We start from the raw sequence: 22,085 nt of genomic DNA, 5'->3' as shown, positions 1-22,085 counted from the left end.
CCGCCGAGGAGTACGAGTTCGCCGAATGGCGCTTTGCGCGGGTCTCGACGGATTATCATGCCGAGTTCAAGACCTTCTTCTATTCCGTCCCGCACGCGCTCATTCGCCAGCAGGTCGATATCCGGGCGACCGCTCGAATGATCGAGATCTTCCATCGCGGCAAACGCGTCGCGGTCCATCAGCGCCGCTATGGCGGGCCGCGCTATGGAACAGACCCCGCGCACATGCCGAGCTCCCACCGCCGATACGCCGAATGGACGCCGGAGCGCTTCCGGCGCTGGGGCGCATCCATCGGTCCGCAGACCGAAGGGCTGATCGTCGCCATTCTCGCCAGCCGGCCACATCCCGAGCAGGGCTTCCGAACCTGCCTCGGCATCCTGCGCCTCTATCGCGACCTCGGCCGCGAGCGCGCCGAGGTCGTTTCGGCACGGGCCGTCGAGATCGGCGGCCTGACCTGCAAGACGATTGCCTCGCTCATCGCAACCCACAAGGCCCCCAGACATTCCACCGAACCCGCCGCCGTCATGGAACACGCCAATCTGCGTGGCCCCGGCTACTTCCATTGAGGAGACACCTGATAATGCTGACCAATCCCACCATCGACATGCTGCGCGAACTCGGCCTGACAGGCATGGCCAGCGCCTATCAGGAACTCGAGGCGCAGCCAGAAGCCAGACACCTCGAGCATGGCGAATGGCTCGCTCTGCTGCTCGAACGCGAGGCGACCACGCGCCGCCAGAAGCGCTTCGAGGCAAGGGCTCGCGCCGCGAGGCTGCGCCATGATGCCCAGATCGAGAACATCGACTTCCGCGCCGCCCGCGGCCTCGATCGCAATCTCGTCCTGAAGCTCGCCAACTGCGACTGGATCAGGCAACACCATAGCCTCTTGCTGATCGGACCCGCCGGCGTCGGCAAGAGCTGGCTGGCCTGCGCGCTCGGACACAAGGCCTGCCGCGAGGACTTCTCCGTCGCCTATCATCGCCTGCCCAGGCTGTTCGCCACCCTTGCGCTGGCGCGCGGCGACGGCCGTTATCCCAAGGTCCTCAAGGCGCTCGCCAGAACCGACCTGCTTATCCTCGACGACTGGGGCCCGGAGAAGCTCAACGACGAGCAGCGGCGCGATCTCCTGGAGATCGTCGAGGACCGCTACGAGAAGCGATCCACCATCGTCACCAGCCAAGTGCCCGTCGATCACTGGTACGACATGATCGGCAATCCAACGATCGCCGATGCCATCCTCGACCGCCTTGTCCACAACGCCTACCGTATCGAGCTGTCCGGCGAGAGCTTGCGAAAGCAGCGTCAAACTCCATCCGCCGCTTGACCGCGCGACAATCACGCGCCATGCAAAACAACGACCCAGGGGAGCACCAACTGGCCGGCTTCAGATCGGAATGGTGGCCGGAATGAAATCGGAATAGGTGGCCGGCTTCGTTTCGGAATCAGTCGCCGACTTCACCGGAATACGCATTCTGACGGACGTGCCGCTCGAAAGCGCCCGCATGGACCGAGGAAATCTTTGGGCCTGTGGTCTGTATCCGCCCCTTTTCGACGGAGGAGGAGGCGGTTGGTTATGCCAACGATTCACGCTTTGGTTTGGCAGCTGCAGTGATGTCGAACGACGATAGCAGGTCGGAGCGGGTTGCAGGTTCGCTTCGGGCAGGCATTGTCTGGATCAACTGCTCGCAACCGACGTTTACCGAAGGCCCATGGGGCGGCTACAAGCAATCCGGAATCGGACGCGAACTCGGCCGATGGGGACTGGAGAATTACCTCGAGACAACGCAGGTGACAAAGTACGTTACCGACCAGCCGTGGGGGTGGTACATCAAGAGCCATGCCCAAGGGTAGCTAAAGGTTGCGAAACGGGGTAACGGCCGAGCGATCCACCATTTCAACCCATAGTCCGATTGCAGCTCCTCAAAGCACTTCGGCTAGTGCTCAACTTCCGCTTTCTCCAGGGTCTGGCGTTGTCGCTGTCCCGGCGTGCATGTCGTGGGGAAACGGGGTACGGGGGAAGGGCTCACCTCAATCGCGCGCTGCGCCAGAGCGTTGGTGCCTTTCCGCGGCAGACAAGCACGCAAATGAAGGGTTCTCGTCTTCGCTGGCTGTGGAGGTGGCGCCGCTCGGCCTCAGGATCACTGCTGTCGCACCAGACCAATTTCGAACAAATTTCTTAGGGGCGGGGTCAGTTCACATAAGCCGTTCTGTCGTGTCTCCTATGCAAAGACTGGGAAGGCGATGGCGCGTACTCGCGGCGCTCAACAACAGCCAACTCGGAGACCTCCGAGCGGGCGGCTCTAGCAATCCTTGTGATGGCGAGGTCTGACAATCCTCCCTGTACAGATTTTGCTTGGCGCGGATGCCCTGAGAAGGGCTAGAAAGAAGATAGGTTCTATGTCATCAAAGATGCAGAACTGGGAACGTCGCGCGCTGAGTACCGACTTTCATTAAATCCGGTCGCATCTCGTGGTTCGGGATCGCGAGGCTTGCTCGTACCAACCCATTCATGGATGATCTAACCGTAGATCAGTTTTTAAATTTGAGGAGTCAGCGCTATCATTGCTTCGCGACCGGGGCCGCCGCCCAGATTGCGTTGACTTCATGGCCTGAGCAATTGAGGTTGGTTTCCAATGGCGATGCACACAAAATCCAACTCCGCCGCGGCGGGTCACCGTCTCAAGATCGGCTTCGTTCTCTCTCGCTATTTTACGCTAACGGCTTTCGCCATGTTCGTCGACACGCTTCGGCTGGCGAGCGACGAACTTGACAAATCGGGCCGCATTCGTGCCGATTGGCAGGTGCTTGGTAACACCCGGCACCTGATCCCATCCAGTTGTGGGGTACAGGTCGCACCCACATCGGACCTCGTCGACCCTGCTCAGTTCGATTATGTAGTTGTGGTCGGAGGCCTTCTGAACAACGAGCATCCGATTGACGACCAAACAATTGCGTTCCTCAAGAATGCGGCCGCACGCAAGATTCCGTTGATTGGCCTGTGCACAGGTACCTTTATCCTGGCCGAAGCGGGCCTCATGGCAGGACACAATGTTTGCGTCAGTTGGCTCCACTACCAGGCGTTTCGCGATCGTTTCCCGGATCTAAAGGTCCGCTCGGATCGCCTCTTCAACCTCGACCGCAACCGCGGATCATGCGCTGGCGGTAGCAGTGCGGCTGATATGGCCGCCCATATCGTGCGCCTCCATATCAGCAAGGAAGCGGAGCGGAATGCCCTTGAGGTGCTGCAGATCGATAGGGCACGCTCGCACCTACACGTCCAGCCACGAAAGCCGCTCTTGATCGAAAGCAACGATCCTCGCCTGAACGCCGCGCTCATTATCATGGAGCAGCATATCGACAGCACGATTTCGATCGCGCAACTTGCGACCTCGGTCGGGTTGTCGCGGCGACAGCTTGAGCGCCTGTTCCTTGAAGAGGCGAAGATGTCACCTGCTCTGGCCTACAGGAAGATCCGGCTGGAACGGGCGAAGCACCTTCTCACCCAGACTAATGCGTCGCTTATAGAAATAGCCCTGGAAGTCGGCTTCGAGAGCGCAGGGCACTTCTCGAGAATTTTTGCGAGAGCCTATGGTCAATCTCCGAGCCGGCTCAGAGGCACCCTTTCAACATAAGCTTGGAGTATTGGGAACTGGCGCGCCTTGTCAGCTTTTGATCGGTCAACAGGTCGTCGATATTGATACGCTCACCGACACCACCGGCGATGCCCGCGCATGTCGAGCGCGCGACGCGCGCTAAAGCGTTGGCTTTGTCGTGATGCCGGACCCCTATTCTGTCTGAAAGCATAATACAGGGGGCAAGAATAACGTTGAGCGATGATCCGCAGTCAAGATCATTTCGGCGTGTCGGTGATCACAAGCAGACGGGTCAGGCGGACTAGCGGTGAGTTTCGAACAGCACTGAAAATCTCAAGGCAAGCAGGCGGCGTTCGCTCCGTCAGCGAAGGTTGTGACGCAGGTAATCACCGACCCGGAGCGCCTGGGCCGCGACTGTTAGGGACGGGTTCACTGCCGACGAGGTGGGCAAGAAGCTTGCGTCAACGACCCAGAGGTTCTCGAGATCGTAGCTCTTGCAAAGTGGATCCAGCGGCGCTGTCGCGGGATTGTTCCCTATGCAGACCGTGCCGCACTGGTGGGTCAAGTGGTGAATATCCCACTGCTTGAAGAAAGTCAGGGGATAGCCAGCTTCCCGGAACACTTTTCGAAGCTTTTTCAGCAAAAGGTTATGGCCGATCTGGTTCGGGCGATACCATTCGAGATGGATCTGTCCGTTTGATCGAACAGTAACTCCACTCTGCAAGTTGGGAAGGTCTTCACTGATCGCGAACCAATCTACCGAATGAGACGCTATCCACTTCCGCACCGGCCTTGGGATTCGGTAGTTCATCGATTGAATCGCAATTTCAGAAATCTTGCCCAACATCTGGACATGACCGAGGCCCTTCCCGCCCGCGCCATCAGATAAATAGAAATCGTTGAAGCTAACCGTCTTCTGGTACAGTGCGTCGTTACGAGTGAGGGGATCGATCGCCACGACAGCACTGCAGTGATGGGCCATCAGATTGCGCCCAACGCGTCCGGAAGAGTTTGCGAGTCCTTTTCCGTCGCGGCTCTCGGAGCGCATAAGGATCGCCGCCGAGTTGATGGCGCCTGCACAGAGGAAGACATATTTCGGCGTGATACTCGTATTCTCACCGCGGACATCGACCTCGACGCGGTTGATGCGCCGTTCGTTGCCATTGACATCGAGCCTAACGACTTTTGAACCGCTAAGTACTTTGACGTTCGAATACGAAAGCGCAGGGCGGAGGAACGAGTTCTCCGCATCTGATTTGCTCACGCTGACGTTTGGATATCCGTCCCACGGCAGTCGCGTCTGCGCCGCCCAACTTGGAATGTCGACGCAAAGCGGGGTCTTGAAGGTCTTGATGCCAATACGGTCCAACCGTGACCGGATTTTGGCCACGCTCGCCTCGTCGACGGATGCCGGTAGTGGATAGTCGCAAGACCTTTTAGGTTCGCACGGATCCGAGCCTGTCTCGCCTCGAACCTGAAGGATCCGTTCGGCCTCGCAGTAGAAGGGCTCGAGTTCGGTGTATCGAAACGGCCAGGCCGGGGAGATGCCGCCGGGTAGTTCGGTCTCTTCGAAGTCCGTCTCGCGGAAGCGCGAAAGCACAGCACCGAAGTACTTCGTGTTCCCACCGACATTGTAATACATCCAAGGTCGAAACGCCTTGCCACGATGGTCAAACCACTGCTCGCGCGCGACGAAGCGGGATTCGACTAGGATGGCATGTTCCGAGATCGCTTCACTCGCCGGCGTAATTGGCTCTCCTCGCTCAAGGATCAGGATTGACGCTCCGGTCGCTGCGAGCTTGCTTGCGATAATCGATCCGCCAAGCCCTGAGCCGACTATAACGATATCGGGCGATAGATCAGTGTTGGTCACGTTGGTACCTCGCGCAAGAGCCAAGCTCGACCGGTTGTGGGTCAATGCAGCAGCTCATCTGCAAGCTTTTCGCCAATCATAATGCACGTCGCGCTCAGGTTGGCGCTGACAACAAATGGCATGATGGAGGCATCCGCTACGTAAAGCCCCTCGAATCCCCGCACCTTGAGATCAGGTCCGACGACACTCATATCGTCAATGCCCATTTTGCAGGTACTACTCGGGTGGTAAACTCCGGCGGCATTTGCCTTGACGTAGGCGGTCAGTTCCGCATCGCTGCGGATCATCTCTCCTGGCTCGACTTCGCTTATGACGTCGTCAGCCAACGGAGCGGTCGCGAATATTTGACGCATGAGCTTGTGTCCATCAACCAGAGTCTGAATGTCGCGCTCATCGCTGAGAAGGTTTGGCTGGATGCGCAACGTGTCGCGAGGGTTCGTAGAGCGCAGCGACACCCAGCCCGTCGAATATGGTCGGTGAACGTTAGTAAGCCCGGATACAGCGGGGCGATCCATGAACTGAGGGCCGGAATCGCCCATCTCGAAGCCGCCAGGGCAGAACATCACCTGCAGGCGAGATATTCGATCCGGCTGATCGAAGGAGTGTGCACCCACTACGTGCGCAACGGGCGTCGATGCTGGGCCGTCACCTTTTAGCAGCCACCTCAGGGCAATCCAAGCTTTCTCTATGGGGCTCTGCATGACGTTGTAAGTGCGTGTCTTCGTCAGCGCTGTATGGCTCGTGCCCGCGTGATCCTGAAAATTATGGCCGACTCCGGGCACATTGCCACGAACCTCAATCCCCATTTCCTGGAGATGCCCTGCGGGTCCAATGCCGGAGAGCATGAGAATCTGGGGCGATCCGAAGGTGCCGCCGGAAACGATAACGGCCCGGTTGGCGCGCACCTCGATCAATCGCCCGTCATGAACGTAGCGTACACCTACCGCACGCTTGCCTTCGAAGATGATGGTTTCGACGGTCGCCTTCAGGACCAGTTTGAAATTTGACCGGCGTTTCGCTGGCCACACGTAAGAGCGAGCTGCGCTATATCGCCATCCACGAGATTCAGTGGCCTGCGCGTACCCGACCCCTTCGTACTGCCCGCCGTTCACATCGGGGAGATAGTTCAAACCGGCATTGACGCTCGAGCTTATGAACGCCTTTGCAAGAGAGTGAGGCGAGCGGAGAGTAGAAACGGGTTGAGGTCCGGAGGCCCCTCTCACGTCGGATTTCGGGCCGTTGAAGTTCTCGCTACGCTTGAAATACTTCAGCAGACTGACGTAGTCCCAACCCGTGTTTCCCATCGCCGCCCAAGTGTCATAGTCTTCCGGACTACCGCGGAGAAAGGACATTGAGTTGATCGAACTCGTGCCTCCGAGCACCTTGCCGCGAGGCATGAAATCGGTCCGGCCGCCTCGAGTCGGGTCCGGCTCCGAGACAAACCGCCAGTCGTATCGAGGATTGTTGTATAGTGTCGTATAGCCCAACCCCGGCATGAGCACGTTCAAAGTCCTGTCAGACCCGCCTGCCTCAAGCAGCAGGACGCGATTCTTCCCGTCCTCCGACAGCCGGCCCGCAACAACGCTGCCGGTAGATCCCGATCCAACCACAATGAAATCGACGCAGTTAGTGTCGTTTGTCAAAACCGTCTCCCAGTTCCGGCTATCTCAGTCATGTTACGCGTCGAAGACCTGATAGGTGTCCTGACGGTTGGCCAATTTTCGGCGAACTTTAACAGGTGAACACATGTTTACGCATTCGCTTCTGATGTCTTGTACGACACTGCTCAGGATCCGAGATACGTCTGGATCAGTTCCCGGCCCGCGCTTTTGAAAGCCTCCTGGTCGCCCTGCCACTTCACGCTGCCGTTGTCGACGAGATAAAGGTAATCCGCCATGGAGGCCGCGCGCTCCGGATTTTCTTCGACCAGGAGCACTGATACGCCTGCCGCCCGGATTTCGTTGATCGCGGCGTATACTTGGTCGATCACGAGGGGTGCCAACCCAAGTGAGGGTTCGTCAATCATAATGAGGTCGGCCGCAGCCATCAGGCCTCGACCTATTCCGACCATTCGTCGCTCGCCACCGGAAAGGGATCGGACCACCTTCTTTTCTAGTTGAGTGAGTTTCGGGAAGAGACGTACTGCAAGATCGAGACGGCGTTTGGTTGTTGTTGGATCGGACTCGCGGAATGCGCCCATCATCAGGTTTTCCCAGACAGTCATCTGTGGAAACAGAAGGTCGCCCTGAGGAACGTGCGACACTCCAAGTCTGGCAATATCGTGTGGAGACCTGCCGCGAATTGAAGAACCTTTGAATCGTATGTCTCCGTCGCTCGCGGTTATCAGCCCTGATATGGTCTTGAGCAGTGTTGTCTTTCCGTGCCCGTTTGGCCCTACTATACCGACGACCTTTCCTGCGCCAACGCTCAGGCTCACGTCGAACAGCACGTTCCTGCTGCCATAGCCGGACCGCAACTTCTTTACCTCTAGGCAGTTCATACGACGACTTCCTTCAAGTTGAACTGGCTCTTCAGGTGGTTGACCGCGGTGCTGCCGAGATAGACTTCCACCACCTGTGGATCGCTGAGCATCTCGTGCTTCGTTCCAGAGAAGATCACGCTGCCCTGGTGCATGATCACAATTCGCTCGCACAGGCCGAGCAGGAAACTCATCACGTGCTCAATGATGACGATGGTAATGTTCTCGCGCTTCAGTCGCTGAACGACTTCGATAAATGTAGCCATCTCCTTTGGTGTGAGGCCACCGACGGGCTCGTCCATCAAAAGGATCCGTGGCTCCATCGCCAGAGCGCCGGCCAACATCACCAGCTTGCGTTCGAGCACGGGCATTGAGCCGACTGCGACGTCGGCGTAGTCCTTGAGGCCGACGGCGGAGAGCGCCTCAAACGCGCGGTCCTTCGATACGCGGTCGAAGACGAGGCCGGGTCGTTTCCTTTCCCCAGTGCCGAAATATGTCGCGACTCGGACATTTTCCAAAGCGGACATCGTGTCGAAGCCCGCGTCGGCTTGAAACGTCCGCGCCATACCCATGTGGCAGAGCCTGTCCACGCCTAGCTTCGTGGCCTCCAACCCATTGACGAAGTATCGTCCGGAAGTAGGGGGCTGAATTCCTGAGATGACGTCAAAAAGCGTCGTCTTCCCGGCCCCATTCGGGCCTCCTATCCCCAGAATGGTTCCCTCGGGAACCTCGAGGTGGACATCGTTAACGGCCTTAAGAGCGCCAAACGCCTTGCTCAGGCCATGGCAGCTGATAGCTATCTTTTGTGCCATTTTTCAATCCGCCAGATTTCCGGAGGCCATCGCATGGCCGGTGTCATGTGTGTCACGCGTAATCTGTCTCAAGGCCGGCTTACTTCCGGGCTGGTTCCTGCGCATGAGCCGTGCCAGATGTGCGCCGATGCCTGTAAGGCCAGCAGGATAGAGAACCACGAAAGCGATGATGATCACGGAGAGGGCCCCGGTACGCCAGCCAGCCAAACTCTGAAATTGCACGTCCGCGATCATGAGCGCCGCCGCTCCAACAATTGGGCCCCAGGTGCTGCCCCGGCCCCCGACGATGATCATCGACAACAAGAAGACGAGGGTATTCATACTGAGCACGGTCGGGCCGACGGTCTTGATGAAGCCTGCATAGGCACCCCCGGCCAATCCGGTCACAACGCCTGTAAGAGTGAATACGAGCAGTTGCATGCGCTCGAAAACGACCCCGCGGGCACGGGCGTAGGTCTCGTTGTCGCGGATCGCTCGGAAGGCTAGCCCGAACGGACCATGGATAAGCAAGAGGGCGACGACCAGGCTGGCGATCGTCAGACCGAGTGTTAAGTAGTAATCGCCGAACAGCCGGTACTTGTAGCCAAGCATCGACGCCCACCCGAAGTCGCCGTATCCCGAGAGCCCGCGAGACCCGCCGGAAAATGGGTAGCAAATGATACCCTCGCGTCGGAAACACCCCACGTCATTTGTAATGAGCGCACTCATGAGAATCGAGATCGCGAAGGTCACCACGGCGACGTGATCGCCACGCATCCGCAAGGTGACTGCGCCGATGACGAAGCTAAAAAGCATGGCACACGGAGCACTGAGAAGAAAGGCAGCCCAAAATGGTAGCTGCGTGTACGACGCAATGATTGCCGTTGTGTATGCGCCGAATGCGAAAATTGCGACATGGGCGAGGCTCATGATTCCCGCCACGCCGAAGACCAGGTTCCACTGAATGACCACTGCTGACCAGATGAAGAACAGGGCGATCTGGGACATCACGTAGTTCGAAAAGCCCAACCACGGAAGGAGCAAGGCAACCAGTGTCGCGACCGAGGCCGCCAGTATGTCTCGAACGGCATTTCTTTTTGACGGATGAACTGGACGAGACATTAGAGGCGCCCCCCTGAGCTTGCGCCGAACAACCCATAGGGTCGCCAGACCAGAAGAAGAATTGCGATGGACAGCGCGGCGGTGGTTCCAAAACGGGCGCCAAGGGTGTACTGCACCGCGACTTCGATGATGCCGAATGTAAGAGCGAGGGCAGTCGCGCCCCGAAGGCTACCAAGCCCGGCGCACGCGCAAATGATCAGTGCCTTGGTGGTGGGTTCGGCACCAACCGTCGGATACACCGTTGTCATGCCAGTGAGCAGGACGCCCGACACCGCTGAGATCACGCCGGTCAGCATCAGGATCTTCGCGTAGACGACAGGCACCGAGATGCCCATCAGAGACGCAGCATCTCGTTGCTGCGACACGGCCCGAACGGTGCGCCCGAGTTTAGTGTTTGCCAGCACGTAGGAAATCGCAATGGTCAGCAGAAGCGAAGCTGCCAGGACTACCAGCGGCTGCATACGGATGTTAACCTGCGCGATATTCAATGAGCCATCGAAACGAAACGGTTGCGACCATGCCTGCGCTCCGATCGATTGTGTAACGGCGTTCTCGATAAAGGCTGCAAGAGCTATGGTCGTTATGACTGTATTGATCGGGAAATTTGGCCGTAGATAAAGCCATTTGACGATCACGAAATATAGGATCAGCCCTGCGGCGGCACCAACGGCGATGGCTGGGGCCATTGCTGCCCACCATGGCAGTCCCAGTTGCTCGACGCCGAGTACGGCAGCGTATGCGCCAAGCGCCAAGACTGCTCCGTGCGCGAGATTCAGCATTCCAAGCGACCCCCAGACCACTGAGAGCGCGATGGTGCCCATCGCGTACATCGCACCCAGTGCGAGACCGTTGAGCAATATTCCTGCTATCAAGTTCATCGTAGTTCCCAATGCTCGAGCCGTGTGGGTGCGCGCAGTTCCGCGCACCCACTTAACCATCAAAGCTTCCAGTTGAAGGGGATCATGGCGATAGTCGCCGGCGCCCCATCGATCACCGAGGGATTGCGTACCTTACTTGAACCAAGATGGCAGAGCGAACTCCGCATTGGCGTATGGTGACGGATTTATCAGCCCGCGTGTCCCATTCGCGTCTTGGATCTGGAAGGTCATTGTCGGAAGTCCGAGCGAAGGATCTTTCGTAGCGGAGGGATACGGAACGGCATACTGGGACTTCGGATGGTAGGCGACCGAACCGAGAACACCTCGATAGGGGAAGGCCTTCAATGCGGCTGCGATCTTGCGGTTCTGTTCAACGTTGCCAGGCTCTCCGGTACCGCCTGCGATCGACGCGGCGATCGCGTACTGATACATGATGTTGTACGTGACCCCCGCGGGCTCAAAGTTCGCCTTGTCGCCGTAGCGGTCCTTGACCTTCTGGATGAAGGCGCTGCCGCGCTCGTCAGGGATGATACCTGTCATGCTTGAGGTCAGCACACCCACAGCCGACTCCTTGGCAATGTCGGAGAACGACTGCAGCAGTGCCCCGTACTGGAGGTACACAAGACTGTTGGTAGGATTGTCGAAGAACTGCCTTTGAAAGTTGGCCAGATCTCCAGCAAAAAAGTGGGTGTTGACGATGACCGCAGGGTCCAAGGCCCGCATCTTATCGAGCACAGGCCCCCATTCAGTCGTGGGTGTCGGCACGACCTCTTTGAAAACGACCTCGAACCCATATTGAGGAGCAACCTGAGCCATTTGGTCGGCGATCGCCATACTGTAGGGTGAGGATCCTGCGGCGATCGCGATCTTGTTGTTTGATGGCTTCCACTTTGCCTCTTCCTTCAGTTGTTTAAGAACCGAAGGAAGGTTTGCCCCGTAGGAGATCTCCGGACCGCATGTCTGGAAAATGCCGAAATAGCGCTCGGCATCCTTCTCAACCGTTTGCTGGTGTTGCAGAAGCGTGTTCGAATGCATGTAGATGATGCCGGCATCTGCGATAGGCTCGTATTCAGCATTGTTTGGGCCGATGTTGTAGAAGCAAAGCATCGCGTGCACGCCGTCACTGTCGATCAAGCGACTAGTGGCTGACAGGACATCTTCGGCCGCCATGTTCTTGGAGTCGATCACCTTCAGTTCGAGTGGGCGCCCGAGAATTCCGCCCATGGCATTGATTTCTTCGATTGCGATCTCAAAACCCTGTTGACCGCCTATACCGTCTGACGCTGCCGCGCCGGACAAAGGAAGCATAGATCCGATCGGAATAGGCTCTCCGCTGCTTTGAGCATGTGCGTTGCTGCCAGAGATGATCTCTGCACCCAACATTCCTCCACCTATTACCGCCAAAGGCGCTCCACGAATGAAGGACCGGCGTGTTGGCGCAACTGCAGTTTGTCCGTTACTAGAGCTTGTCATTCTATTCCCCTTTTTGGTTGTTTGATTGCACAAGCGGAAAAGTGTTGGTTTTGAACTACATACTCCTGAGGTCCTCGTACTCTGCAAAGTCCGCTGGCTTCGCGAGAAACTGGCTGGTTTCTTCCAAAAATTTCATGACTCTGGGAGAGGTGATGTGTCGGTCGAATGCCGCCTTGGTTGTGTAACGCTCCACATAAACGAGCTTGCACTGATCATTGACGTCTTGCCTGACGTCGAATGCCTCGCAACCTCCGCCTTCCAAAGAGAGCGCTACGTGATTGCCAAGCAGTTCTAAGAACTTGCCGCGAGCTTCTGGTCTCACCGTGATGTGAGCGACGACATGATGAGCCATAAGATGTACCTCACCTAAATGTGCAGTGTTTAAATTTCACCATCCGTATGCGTAGCAAGCCCGACGAGGATCCGAACTCGTCGCAAGGACACCGGTATCGTTGTTGCGCGCGGTGATGGTCGCTCCCATGCCACAGGTCGCCACCTCTACGACCATGTGGCCACGGCTGCTCAGATCATCGACGACACGTGGCTCGAACCCCTGCTCGATCGCCAATTGTCCCTTCAGGTAGTTGTGCGGATAGAAGGAATTCGGGATGCTGAGCGTAGAGAATCTAGGCGCCTCGACCGCTTCTTGGGGGGTCATCTGCCAGATAACGATGTTCAGGAAAATCTGCAGGTTGGCTTGGACCTGAGCGTCACCGCCCGGGCAGCCCACGGTCATCACCGGTTGGCCATCCTTCGTCACGATGTAGCTGACGAGACTTGTTCTGGGCCGCTTCCCCGGTGCCAGGCAATTTGGATGGTTGGCAACCAGATTGAACATTTCCGATCTCGTGCTGAGCGTGAAACCAAGCTCCGAGAAAAAAACCGACTTGCCGAAGGCTCCCCCGCTTGGCGTGGCCGCTACGAAGTTGCCGTCGGAATCGATGACAGAGATATGCGTTGTCCCGGTCTCGATCTTCTCCAATGGCCCGTCCACGCCTGACCAGTTCACGGGAACTACATCTTGCGGAGATTCTCCAGAGTAATGCCAAGGCGTGCCCGGATCAGGCAACTCCATTGACGTATGGGCGAGATCGATCAGTTTCGCGCGCGTCCTACCATATTTCTTGTCCAGGAGCCCAGCCGCCGGAACCGCCGCGAACTTCGGATCTCCGTAAAAGGCTTCACGATCAGCAAACGCCAACTTCAGTGCTTCAGTCACAGTATGTATGTAATCTGCTGAATTATGGCCGAGTGCGCGGAGATCGAAGGCCTCAAGGATGTTGAGCGTCTGCTGCATGACAGGTGCCTGGGACCAGAACGACTGACCATGTATCTCGTAGCCCTCGAAAGAGGTCGAGACTGGTTCTTCGAAGGATTCCCGATAAGCGCTCATGTCGCTGTCTTCTATGAGGCCGCCCACCTTTTGCGCTTCGGCGACGATTTTCTTGCCGACATTTCCCGAGTAGAAGCAGTGACGAGCCGCTGCGATTTTGTCTTCGCGAGTGCCTTCGGCAGCTTCAGCTGCGTCGCGTAGTGCGGAAAGGGTCGCGGCCAAAGCGGGCTGCTTCAGCTTCGTTCCCGCCTTGTTTGCCTGACCTTCTGTAAAGAAAATCTCAGCACCACCAGGAGGGAATAGATTAAACTGCGACAGAGAGGCCGGCTCAATGCGGGATGCCATATATTCGTAGTTCACTATTCCGGTTCCCGCATACTCCAAGGCGGGCTCTATGACATCACCGAAGCCTTTAGTTCCAAACTTGGAGAGCATTGCGAGTGCCGCGCCGAACATTCCGGGTGTAGTGAACGCCAGAGGCGCATCTCGTCCCGGCCCGGTCGGGATGACGTTCATGCCGAGCTGAGCGAAATGGGCGGGCGTCGCCTTTCCAGGCGCTACGCCCTGTCCGCAAAGAGCGCCGACACTGCCTGACTTGCCCTCGCTGAAGGTCAACACAGCCTCACTCCCAAACGAGAACGATGAGGTTGGTTCGACTACTGCCGCAGCGAACATTGCCGCGACCGCCGCATCGAACGCATTGCCCCCGGAGAGAAGCATCCGGACACCCGCATGCGTCGTGAGCCAGTGGCCCGTGGAGACCACGGAATTCAGACCATAAATCGTCGGCCTAGTCGTCTTAGGGCGGACACGGTCACCCTGCTCCATAAAAGATGCCCGGCTGGACATTGTGCTGGAATGCGCCGTCAACTCTCAACCCCCCTCGCTACTTCAACAGAGATATTCGTTAATTCTCGCGTATTTATTTGTCGCTTGGCGGATAGTCGCGACGGGTATTCAAAAGCTCGACAACTATCTGGCGGTGGTGGTGCTTTCCGGAATTGGTTGCCATGTGCGTCATCTGCGGATCTTCGAGATCGGCAAGTTCAAAGTATCCGACATGCCCATCGGGCGACTTCTGGACATAGTTCTTCCCGTTGGGAACGGTGATCGAGAGTTCGTTGTCGGGAGTTACATAGACAAACAAGTAATCGTGCAAATGCCTGTGCAACTCAGTCGACTGGCCCGGCTCTAACTGGAAGTCCCAGATTCTGATCTTGTCATTCTCAAAGAGGACCTTGGTCCCAACATTTGAAGACGGCTTGGCACTCATGTGCGACTCCCTTGTCTTGCTGCGTCTTGTCGAGCCTCATCCACGCGAAACGTGGTATTCGGGCAAATACATAACATCTATGTATGTCAGAGATGATTTTTACAGACATGATGTTATGTCAGAAATTTGACGCTGTAAAGCGCAAATCGAAGTAATCGCCGTGCACAAATGCAGAGCGTACCTTGGTCGAAAACAGCGCTAAGTATTTGCTGAATAGCGATATTATGCGATGCCCAATAAATAGGCCGCGTGCACGCCGCTTAACCACTCTCAATCCGCCCAGGAGATGCTTGGGCTTAGCGCGGCCGTCGTTCGAAAGTCACGTTGATGATGCCCGCGAGAGTTACCCATCGGATCCAGCATAAAAGCGGGGGCACAAAGAACGAGTGTGAAGAAAACTGGATGACCCCTGCCAGGCGATCGCAACTGTCGCCACTCGCGATTTCTACGTTGCCATGGTCGCGCGCAGCACGCTCAGAAACTGTTCCGAGGTAAATGAAAGCGGTGCTCTCCGACTGTAAAATGCCACTAGATTCACGTCTAGTTTAGGTTCGAACGGTTTCGCGACGACATTCTCGAAGCGCTCGGTTGCATGGAAGCTTCCTTGCACCACCGAGACTCCGACACCTTCGTTTACGAGCGCAAAAACCGCCTCGGTGGATCTAACCTCAACCGACAGGCGACGTTCGACCTTGGCGTCACGGAACACGGTGTCTACTCGGTGTCGGAACAGCGTGTCAGGCTTGAATGAAATAAAGGGCAATTCGAGCAGGTCCTGCGGCTTGATTACTTCCTTTTCCGCAAGCGGGCTCGTCCGATGGACGAGGCAGAGAGACGGCGTGGACGCTACCAGTTCGGATATTACCGCGTCGCTGTCGAAGTTGATTGTCGCAAATCCGATATCTGCATGATGCGACAGGACCCAATCGAAAATACGATGGGAGGGCTCGACCTCAAGCGAGACTAGGACATTCGGATACTGGCGGCCGAATTCAGCTATGGCTTTGGTGACCACCGAACCGACGAGTGCCGGAATGGAGATCAGACGAACATGCCCCTTGCGGCTCGCCCCGATCTCCGTTGCTGCTCGCGAAATATGCTCGATCCCGATGAATGCACGCAGAACCTCGTCGTAAAGTGCCTCTCCTTCCGGGGTCGGTTGAAGCTGACGGTTGCTTCGGATGAAGAGTTTGAAGCCGATCGCTTCCTCGAGATCAAAGATAAGGCGGCTTACCGCTGGCTGTGAGATATCAAGCAACAATGCTGCCTGGGTTGCCGTCCCAGTGGTCATGATCGCGCGAAACGCTTCGATCTGACGGATTGTGATCATGAATTAACTCGCATTGTACGGAGGGAGCAGAAAATCTGCCTCAGAATTCATGATGCCAGCAATTTAAGCAAGGCCCTGCCCAATGGTGTCAGAGTTCAGTTAGCCGTCGTCCACATCGAGGTGACAACAGGGGCGGAGATTAGGGGCAGCATGCCGCAAGGTTTGTGGGAAGTCCCGATCGCGAAGCGAACGGGCTTCAGAAGATTTAGATGCCGTTTTCGGAATTTTTCAGCCGGCATTCTATTTTCTGTCGCGTACAGAGACATGCTGGTCTGAATGCTCCAGCAGCCAATCACGGAAAAGTTCGGCGCCTCGCTTTCGTGGCCGAAGGCCGGGCATTGTGATGTGTACGGAATGACCCGTCCGATGGCGTACCGGGAAGGGGACGACAAGGCGGCCCGCGTTCAAGTGGCTGTCGACTATGTGCCTCCAACCCAATGCGATGCCCTGGCTGTGGACTGCCGCCTCGATTGCGCCGAGTATGTCAGTGAAGACCGAGGCGTATCTCACGTTGGATATCGGAACTCCTTGTTGAAGCAACCACGCCCGCCATGTCGTGCGGGCGCGATGCGGCTCTTCGACGTCCAGCAGGTGATAATTTATAAGGTCAGCCACACATGTTGCCGGTCGCATACCGGACAGGTAATCCGGGCTACAAATGGGCATGATCTCCTCTTCGAAAATGGGCCAGGAATCAATCCCGGGCCAACCTCCGTCGCCAAGTCGGGCAGATACGTCGATATCTTCCTGATTGAGGTTGTGGTCGTCCCGGCTGCTCTCTTCGATACGCAGGGCGACAGTCGGATACCGCTCCTTGAAGTCATGCAGCCGAGGAAGAAGCCAGAACTGAACAAAGGACGCGGAAAAGCAAACCCTGACGAGTTCCTGCGTCGGGGTTTTTTGGAGCGTGGCTATCACTTTGTATAGATGATCCAGTGATCCCTGAACTTCGGCATAGAAACGCTGGCCTTCCGCAGTCAATTCGAGGCGTGAACTTTCCCGTCGGAACAGCTTCAGACCCGTCGCCTCTTCTAGAAGCTTAATCGACTTGCTCACTGCGGGCTGAGTGACGTGCAGTTCCTGAGCGGCCGCAGTGAAACTCAGCCGTCTCGCTGCGGCTTCGAAAACAAAAAGGTAATTTGCGGACGGTACCAAGTCTCTGAGGCGATGCATAACTGCAAGTTATGAGGTGATGCATTTTTTTGCAAGATCACACGTACGTTCGATTGTTGTAGAAACATCATGAAACGGATGGGAGCCGACCTGCAGAGGATACTGGGTTGCTTCCCTTCTTTTATCAGCGTCGTCCAGTGCCAGATACGGAATTCATAACCACCCCTCCGGCAGATCATCCTCGCCGGCGGAGGGTCGTTGCGCGCGATATGAGAGCCGATATTCGGAGACGGTGCGTTTAGTTTGGTCCTATGTTGGGAGATTTCATGCGCTGGAAGAAATGCTTCACGGTTGTCGGTTGCCACGCCGCCGGCGAGGTGGGGAATGTCATTACCGGAGGAGTAATAGACGTTCCTGGGAAGACGATGTTCGAAAAAATGGAATATCTTGAGACCCGCGCCGACGACATACGCAAGCTGACCTTGTTTGAACCCCGCGGTGCGCCGTACGTCAATGCCAACCTGATTCTGCCAGCTTGTGACCCGTCCGCAGACTTCGGCTTCGTCATCCTGGAGAGCACCGAATATCCTCCCATGTCCGGAGCCAATGCCATCTGCGTGGCCACAGTCGCTTTGGAAACTGGGATAGTGGAAATGCAAGAACCGGTAACGACCCTCCGGATGGAAGCGCCGGGCGGTGTTATCGAGTGCAAGTGCACCTGTGACAACGGTAAGGCAACCGAGATCGAGTTCACCAACATCCCGTGCTTCGTTTATGAGCTCGACAAACAGGTCGAGGTCGAGGGCTTGGGGACGGTCACGGTCGACACAGCATTTGGCGGGATGAACTACGCGTATGTCGACGCGGCCGCTTTGGGCTTCAGCCTCAAGCCGGAAGAAGCGCGCGAACTATGTGCGGTCGGATTGAAGATCAAAGCAGCGGTAAATGAACAGTTGCAGACAGTCCATCCGGAGAACGGCAAGATTTCCGGTGTGTCGAACGTAGTGTTTCAGGGACCGGTCATCAGGTCCGGAAATACTCTGGAGAGCCAAAGCGCGACGGTTGTCTTGCACGGCAGAATTGACCGTTCTCCGTGCGGCACAGGCACTTCGGGCAGAGTGGCTGTGCTTCACGCCAAGGGGGTCCTCAAGGAGGGCGAGTGCCTGAAACACATCTCACTTGCTGGAACGAGTTTCGTCGCCACTGTAAAACACACCACCAAAGTCGCTGGTCGTGATGCGATCGTTCCAACTGTGGCAGGACAGGCATGGATAACGAGCATGGGGCAATACGGGCTCGATCCGACTGATCCCTATCCTCAGGGGCATATCCTTTCGGACGTTTGGTTCTAGCTTCTGTCGCAACGGTAATGTTGCGTGCCGCTCGGCATTGCATCAACTAACTCAGCGGAAGGAGCTTCGAACGACGACATAGATAAGATCCCCGCTGTTAGACCCAAGAACGGGCCGGGCTCCTGCGGGAATGATGAGTGGCGCGCTTCTGGCAATGGAAAGCGTCCTGTTTGGCCCGATGACACAACAGACAGCATCGCCGCTTACCAAAAAAGTTCAAAGAACAAAGGGAACGATTAAAATGAGCGTTTTGAAGATTCTGGTCACCGCGTCCCTGTGCGCAGTCAGTTCCGTTGCGGTCGCAGCCGACTGCGCCACAACACCCACGACCATCGACAAAGGCGTAATGACGGTTGCCGCCTACGACTACCCCCCATTTTCTGTCGTCTCATCTGATGGCGGCGTGACGGGAATTGACGCGGCTATTGTCGAGCGTGCGGCCAAGGCGAACTGCCTCGAGGTGAAGTATGTTGTCATGGATCCTGCGGCGACCATCCAATCGGTTATCAGCGGCAAAGCCGATGTCGCGATCGGAAGTTGGGCCAGGACCGAAAAACGCTCCCAGGTGATGGGTCTTTCCGCACCAACATATCTTGATCCCATGGGCGTCCTTTCACGGGATGGCAGTGCTGCCGTAGCTGACTTTGAGGGGAAGTCCGCTGGGACTATTCAGGGATTTCAATGGGTCGCCGACCTTCAGAAGGTCTTCGGCTCCGAACTGAAACTATATCCGAACGCGGTGTCGCTGGCGCAAGATCTGGAGAGTGGGCGGGTCGATGTCGCCTTCGATTCCTACAGTTTCGGCGTCTATAGCCAGCAGGCGACAGGAGCGTACAAGGGCATTCAGATCAAGCTCGCCACGCCGGACGAAAGGGTCAAAGCCACTCTGCAACCGTCGCAGGGAACAATCCTTTACACCAAGGATAACGAGTCGCTCGGGGAGGCGCTCGATCAAAGCATCGGGAGTACGCGCGAGGCCATTACCGACGATCTCCAAAAGGCGGGCTTCGACAAATCGCTCGCAAACGTCGGAGAACCGCGCATGGTGAAGTGACGGAACAGAGCTGCCGGGCTTGCCCGGCAGCTCTGACGCCGCCGTCATGACCGGCGGGCCTAAACCAACTTGGATCTCGGCAGGCGATCTGGAAGTTCGTGAACATGATTTCAGCTATAAAAGGCACGACCGGTTTGCCGGGAGATGAGTCAACATGCTCGGCCCCGTCACTGAAACCTGCATTGTCGGGCCAGCAACTCCGGACACTGGATATGAAAAAAGCGTCCCCCTCGGGGTCTATGCTCAAGGTGACTGGGGTGGGCAAAGCGTTCGGCACGCTCACGGTACTTAACGACATCAATCTTGAAGTCGGCGAGGGGGAAGTGGTGGCCATGATCGGACCAAGCGGATCTGGGAAAAGCACGCTGCTTCGATGTATCAACCAGCTCGAACCTCCCACAAGTGGCTCAATAACACTCGCCGGGATTACCATCGACGCGGGAATTGTCGCTACCCGACGTCAGTTGACGGAGCTCCGTCGCACTGCCGGCATGGTATTTCAGTCGTTCAATCTGTTTCCTCACATGAGCGTTCTCCGGAACGTAAGTCTGCCTCAGCAGCGCGTTCTCGGTCGTTCGCGTGTGGAGGCCGACGAGAGGTCGATGTCACTCCTTTCGCGGGTCGGGCTCGCGAGCAAAGCAAGCGAATATCCCGTGCGCTGCTCGGGGGGACAACAACAGCGGATCGCGATCGCCCGCGCACTCGCGCTTGATCCTGAGATCATGCTTTTCGACGAACCTACATCCGCACTTGACCCAGAGCTGGGGCTTGAAGTTCTCAACGTAATGCGAGAACTCGCCGACGGCGGCATGACAATGATCGTTGTCACTCACGAAATGCATTTCGCCGAAACGGTATCCGATCGGGTCGTCGTCATGGCAGACGGACGCATCGTGGAGGAGGGACCCAGCCGAGAGGTGATGAGGAATCCGCATTCTCAACGCGCCCGCCTCTTCCTGAACGCGGTAAAGAACAGATGACGCCTGGCTGGTATTTTATCGTCGTCGACGGGGTTCTCTGGACCGTGGTCGTCACGGCCGGCGCCTTTGCCTTGGGCGCGGCTTTTGCCGTACCCCTTTGCTTACTGCGTGTCTCCCGCGTGCCAGTCATCAAAATCGCGGCCTCGTCACTGATCATGTTCGTGAGGTCGGTTCCGCCCATCGTCTGGCTCTTTCTCGTCTACTTCGGCCTGGGCTCCGGGCCCCTTCAAGTTGGCGGAGCTCAGGCGGCGATCGTCGCGCTTGGGATAGTCACGGCGGCGAACATGGCAGAGATCTACCGAGGCGCTCTTGCAAGCATCCATCACGGGCAATGGGAGGCCTGCCGAGCGCTCAATTTTTCGAGCTGGTGGACGTTCTACGACGTTGTTGCGCCTCAACTGGTAAGGGTCGCCATCCCGTCGATGGCCACACACTTGATCGGTCTGATGAAGGATACTGCGATCGCGTCGACGGTCGGCGTTGCAGATATTGCTTTCCAGGCGAATTTTGTTTCCCGGCGTGAGTTCGAAGGGTTGAGGGTCTTTGCATTCGCTGGCCTCCTCTACATTTTTCTCAGTGTCCCGATAGCCGCACTAGCGCGATACACGGATGCTCAATTGCGTTCGAGGGTGGCGAGATGAGCGAACTGTTCGAATTTTGGTCTGACAATCTCTCGACGATGCTGGACGGCCTCGTCGTAAGCATCCAAGTGACATCGCTTTCACTTGTCTTGGGACTGCCTTTGGGCCTGCTGCTGGCCCTTGGCGTTCAATCGCGGTCCCGGCCGATCTATTGGATGTCGATGATGCTTGTGGAAATTGGCCGCGGTGCCCCGGCGCTCATTCTCCTTCAGTTTTGGTATTTCGGCCTTTCGAACGCCGGCATTACACTTTCTTCGTTTGTCGCCGCGGTGGCGGCCCTTGCTTGGAACACGGGCGCTTACACGAGCGAGATCATAAGGGCCGCTTTGTTAGCGGTACCGCAGGGACAGCGCGAAGCTGCTATTGCGACCGGCATGAACGGAACGGATACGCTGCGCTTCATTATCGTGCCGCAGGCACTGGTTGTCGCTGCCCCTGCTTTGCTCGGCTTCGCCGTCAGCCTCTTGCAGGCTACGTCGCTGTGTTTCGCAATCGCACTGCCTGAGCTTCTCTCACAAGCTTACATGATTGGGACCAATACCTTCCGCTACATGCCGATCCTTTGCCTTGCCGCGATACTCTATGCGCTGCTCTGTATTCCAGCCTCGATCATGGTTTCCGCTCTCGAACGCAGATATCACGTGCACGCGCGATAAACGGCTCCTGAGGAAGTGGCGCGGTGCAGGGCATCGCGACGTAAAGAGCGCAATGGACGAAATTTTATCAAAACTCGATGGCGCAAAACGTGTGTTGTTCGACGCATAACACGTCGTTCTGTTCCCGAAAAACGATCCACTATT

19 protein-coding genes and 2 pseudogenes are annotated in these 22,085 nt (G+C 56.9%); 9 read left to right on the top strand and 12 right to left on the bottom strand.

Going from position 1 to position 22,085, the window contains the following annotated elements:
• The 4 genes and pseudogenes from I8N66_RS11740 to I8N66_RS11725 all read left to right on the top strand — a co-directional run.
• Window positions 1-566: pseudogene (locus I8N66_RS11740) on the top strand (IS21 family transposase); the annotation flags it as partial.
• A gap of 14 nt (window positions 567-580) precedes the next feature.
• Complete coding sequence (gene istB / locus I8N66_RS11735) at window positions 581-1,324, top strand: IS21-like element helper ATPase IstB (RefSeq protein ID WP_060581982.1); 744 nt, start codon at window positions 581-583, stop codon at window positions 1,322-1,324.
• A 145-nt stretch (window positions 1,325-1,469) separates the two neighbouring features.
• Window positions 1,470-1,851: pseudogene (locus I8N66_RS11730) on the top strand (aldehyde dehydrogenase family protein); the annotation flags it as partial.
• Window positions 1,852-2,639: 788 nt separating this feature from the next.
• Window positions 2,640-3,632, top strand: a complete 993-nt coding sequence (locus tag I8N66_RS11725; RefSeq protein ID WP_291153852.1) for a GlxA family transcriptional regulator — start codon at window positions 2,640-2,642, stop codon at window positions 3,630-3,632.
• 322 nt (window positions 3,633-3,954) lie between these two features.
• On the opposite strand, the gene I8N66_RS11720 is transcribed toward I8N66_RS11725, so the two are convergent.
• The 12 genes from I8N66_RS11720 to I8N66_RS11665 all read right to left on the bottom strand — a co-directional run bounded on the left by I8N66_RS11720 (window position 3,955) and on the right by I8N66_RS11665 (window position 17,318).
• Window positions 3,955-5,466: a GMC family oxidoreductase gene (locus tag I8N66_RS11720; RefSeq protein ID WP_291153846.1), complete on the bottom strand. Its 1,512-nt coding sequence runs from the start codon at window positions 5,464-5,466 to the stop codon at window positions 3,955-3,957.
• Between the two features lie 41 nt (window positions 5,467-5,507).
• Window positions 5,508-7,109, bottom strand: a complete 1,602-nt coding sequence (locus I8N66_RS11715; RefSeq protein ID WP_291153844.1) for a GMC family oxidoreductase N-terminal domain-containing protein — start codon at window positions 7,107-7,109, stop codon at window positions 5,508-5,510.
• A gap of 143 nt (window positions 7,110-7,252) precedes the next feature.
• A complete protein-coding gene (locus I8N66_RS11710) occupies window positions 7,253-7,966 on the bottom strand; it encodes an ABC transporter ATP-binding protein (RefSeq protein WP_291153842.1) in 714 nt (237 codons plus the stop codon).
• Entirely contained in the window at window positions 7,963-8,757 is a 795-nt protein-coding gene (locus I8N66_RS11705) for an ABC transporter ATP-binding protein (RefSeq protein ID WP_291153840.1), read from the bottom strand. The genes I8N66_RS11710 and I8N66_RS11705 overlap by 4 nt, the downstream gene beginning before the upstream one ends.
• A gap of 3 nt (window positions 8,758-8,760) precedes the next feature.
• Entirely contained in the window at window positions 8,761-9,744 is a 984-nt protein-coding gene (locus I8N66_RS11700; RefSeq protein ID WP_291153838.1) for a branched-chain amino acid ABC transporter permease, read from the bottom strand.
• Window positions 9,745-9,857: 113 nt separating this feature from the next.
• Window positions 9,858-10,736: a branched-chain amino acid ABC transporter permease gene (locus tag I8N66_RS11695; RefSeq protein ID WP_291153836.1), complete on the bottom strand. Its 879-nt coding sequence runs from the start codon at window positions 10,734-10,736 to the stop codon at window positions 9,858-9,860.
• 132 nt (window positions 10,737-10,868) lie between these two features.
• Window positions 10,869-12,116 carry an ABC transporter substrate-binding protein gene (locus I8N66_RS11690; RefSeq protein WP_291153834.1) on the bottom strand — a complete coding sequence of 416 codons (1,248 nt, stop codon included), beginning with the start codon at window positions 12,114-12,116 and terminating at the stop codon, window positions 10,869-10,871.
• A 148-nt stretch (window positions 12,117-12,264) separates the two neighbouring features.
• On the bottom strand, window positions 12,265-12,561 hold the full coding sequence (locus tag I8N66_RS11685; RefSeq protein ID WP_291153832.1) for an antibiotic biosynthesis monooxygenase: 297 nt from the start codon (window positions 12,559-12,561) through the stop codon (window positions 12,265-12,267).
• Window positions 12,562-12,597: 36 nt separating this feature from the next.
• Window positions 12,598-14,262 (bottom strand): gamma-glutamyltransferase, encoded by a 1,665-nt coding sequence (locus tag I8N66_RS11680; RefSeq protein WP_291153829.1) that lies wholly within the window; start codon window positions 14,260-14,262, stop codon window positions 12,598-12,600.
• Window positions 14,263-14,464: 202 nt separating this feature from the next.
• Entirely contained in the window at window positions 14,465-14,815 is a 351-nt protein-coding gene (locus I8N66_RS11675) for a hypothetical protein (RefSeq protein ID WP_291153825.1), read from the bottom strand.
• A gap of 445 nt (window positions 14,816-15,260) precedes the next feature.
• Entirely contained in the window at window positions 15,261-16,145 is an 885-nt protein-coding gene (locus I8N66_RS11670) for a LysR substrate-binding domain-containing protein (protein ID WP_291153823.1), read from the bottom strand.
• 240 nt (window positions 16,146-16,385) lie between these two features.
• A complete protein-coding gene (locus I8N66_RS11665) occupies window positions 16,386-17,318 on the bottom strand; it encodes a LysR substrate-binding domain-containing protein (RefSeq protein ID WP_291153821.1) in 933 nt (310 codons plus the stop codon).
• 266 nt (window positions 17,319-17,584) lie between these two features.
• Between I8N66_RS11665 and I8N66_RS11660 the strand changes: the two genes are divergently transcribed.
• The 5 genes from I8N66_RS11660 to I8N66_RS11640 all read left to right on the top strand — a co-directional run bounded on the left by I8N66_RS11660 (window position 17,585) and on the right by I8N66_RS11640 (window position 21,941).
• On the top strand, window positions 17,585-18,610 hold the full coding sequence (locus I8N66_RS11660; protein ID WP_291153818.1) for a proline racemase family protein: 1,026 nt from the start codon (window positions 17,585-17,587) through the stop codon (window positions 18,608-18,610).
• 154 nt (window positions 18,611-18,764) lie between these two features.
• The gene (locus I8N66_RS11655) at window positions 18,765-19,664 is read left to right on the top strand and encodes a transporter substrate-binding domain-containing protein (protein WP_291153815.1); all 900 of its coding nucleotides are present in this window, start codon (window positions 18,765-18,767) and stop codon (window positions 19,662-19,664) included.
• A 212-nt stretch (window positions 19,665-19,876) separates the two neighbouring features.
• Window positions 19,877-20,644, top strand: a complete 768-nt coding sequence (locus I8N66_RS11650) for an amino acid ABC transporter ATP-binding protein (protein ID WP_291153812.1) — start codon at window positions 19,877-19,879, stop codon at window positions 20,642-20,644.
• On the top strand, window positions 20,641-21,285 hold the full coding sequence (locus tag I8N66_RS11645) for an amino acid ABC transporter permease (protein ID WP_291153809.1): 645 nt from the start codon (window positions 20,641-20,643) through the stop codon (window positions 21,283-21,285). Before I8N66_RS11650 ends, I8N66_RS11645 begins: the two co-directional genes overlap by 4 nt.
• Window positions 21,282-21,941 carry an amino acid ABC transporter permease gene (locus I8N66_RS11640; RefSeq protein ID WP_291153806.1) on the top strand — a complete coding sequence of 220 codons (660 nt, stop codon included), beginning with the start codon at window positions 21,282-21,284 and terminating at the stop codon, window positions 21,939-21,941. The genes I8N66_RS11645 and I8N66_RS11640 overlap by 4 nt, the downstream gene beginning before the upstream one ends.
• Window positions 21,942-22,085 lie beyond the last annotated feature (144 nt).

Source organism: Ensifer sp. SSB1, assembly GCF_016652895.1.
Lineage (GTDB): Bacteria > Pseudomonadota > Alphaproteobacteria > Rhizobiales > Rhizobiaceae > Ensifer.
The sequence above is the reverse complement of the archived record's forward strand: the minus strand, read 5'-3'. Positions and strand labels throughout refer to the sequence as shown.

Bases quoted from the DNA above. Each gene is read 5' to 3' on its own strand.
- I8N66_RS11650 (WP_291153812.1), top strand. From the start codon at position 19,877: ATGAAAAAAGCGTCCCCCTCGGGGTCTATGCTCAAGGTGACTGGGGTG.
- I8N66_RS11655 (WP_291153815.1), top strand. From the start codon at position 18,765: ATGGAAAGCGTCCTGTTTGGCCCGATGACACAACAGACAGCATCGCCG.
- I8N66_RS11675 (WP_291153825.1), bottom strand. From the start codon at position 14,815: ATGAGTGCCAAGCCGTCTTCAAATGTTGGGACCAAGGTCCTCTTTGAG.
- I8N66_RS11665 (WP_291153821.1), bottom strand. From the start codon at position 17,318: ATGCATCGCCTCAGAGACTTGGTACCGTCCGCAAATTACCTTTTTGTT.
- istB (WP_060581982.1), top strand. From the start codon at position 581: ATGCTGACCAATCCCACCATCGACATGCTGCGCGAACTCGGCCTGACA.
- I8N66_RS11640 (WP_291153806.1), top strand. From the start codon at position 21,282: ATGAGCGAACTGTTCGAATTTTGGTCTGACAATCTCTCGACGATGCTG.
- I8N66_RS11645 (WP_291153809.1), top strand. From the start codon at position 20,641: ATGACGCCTGGCTGGTATTTTATCGTCGTCGACGGGGTTCTCTGGACC.
- I8N66_RS11680 (WP_291153829.1), bottom strand. From the start codon at position 14,262: ATGCTTCTCTCCGGGGGCAATGCGTTCGATGCGGCGGTCGCGGCAATG.
- I8N66_RS11685 (WP_291153832.1), bottom strand. From the start codon at position 12,561: ATGGCTCATCATGTCGTCGCTCACATCACGGTGAGACCAGAAGCTCGC.
- I8N66_RS11705 (WP_291153840.1), bottom strand. From the start codon at position 8,757: ATGGCACAAAAGATAGCTATCAGCTGCCATGGCCTGAGCAAGGCGTTT.
- I8N66_RS11710 (WP_291153842.1), bottom strand. From the start codon at position 7,966: ATGAACTGCCTAGAGGTAAAGAAGTTGCGGTCCGGCTATGGCAGCAGG.
- I8N66_RS11725 (WP_291153852.1), top strand. From the start codon at position 2,640: ATGCACACAAAATCCAACTCCGCCGCGGCGGGTCACCGTCTCAAGATC.
- I8N66_RS11660 (WP_291153818.1), top strand. From the start codon at position 17,585: ATGCGCTGGAAGAAATGCTTCACGGTTGTCGGTTGCCACGCCGCCGGC.
- I8N66_RS11695 (WP_291153836.1), bottom strand. From the start codon at position 10,736: ATGAACTTGATAGCAGGAATATTGCTCAACGGTCTCGCACTGGGTGCG.
- I8N66_RS11670 (WP_291153823.1), bottom strand. From the start codon at position 16,145: ATGATCACAATCCGTCAGATCGAAGCGTTTCGCGCGATCATGACCACT.
- I8N66_RS11700 (WP_291153838.1), bottom strand. From the start codon at position 9,744: ATGTCCCAGATCGCCCTGTTCTTCATCTGGTCAGCAGTGGTCATTCAG.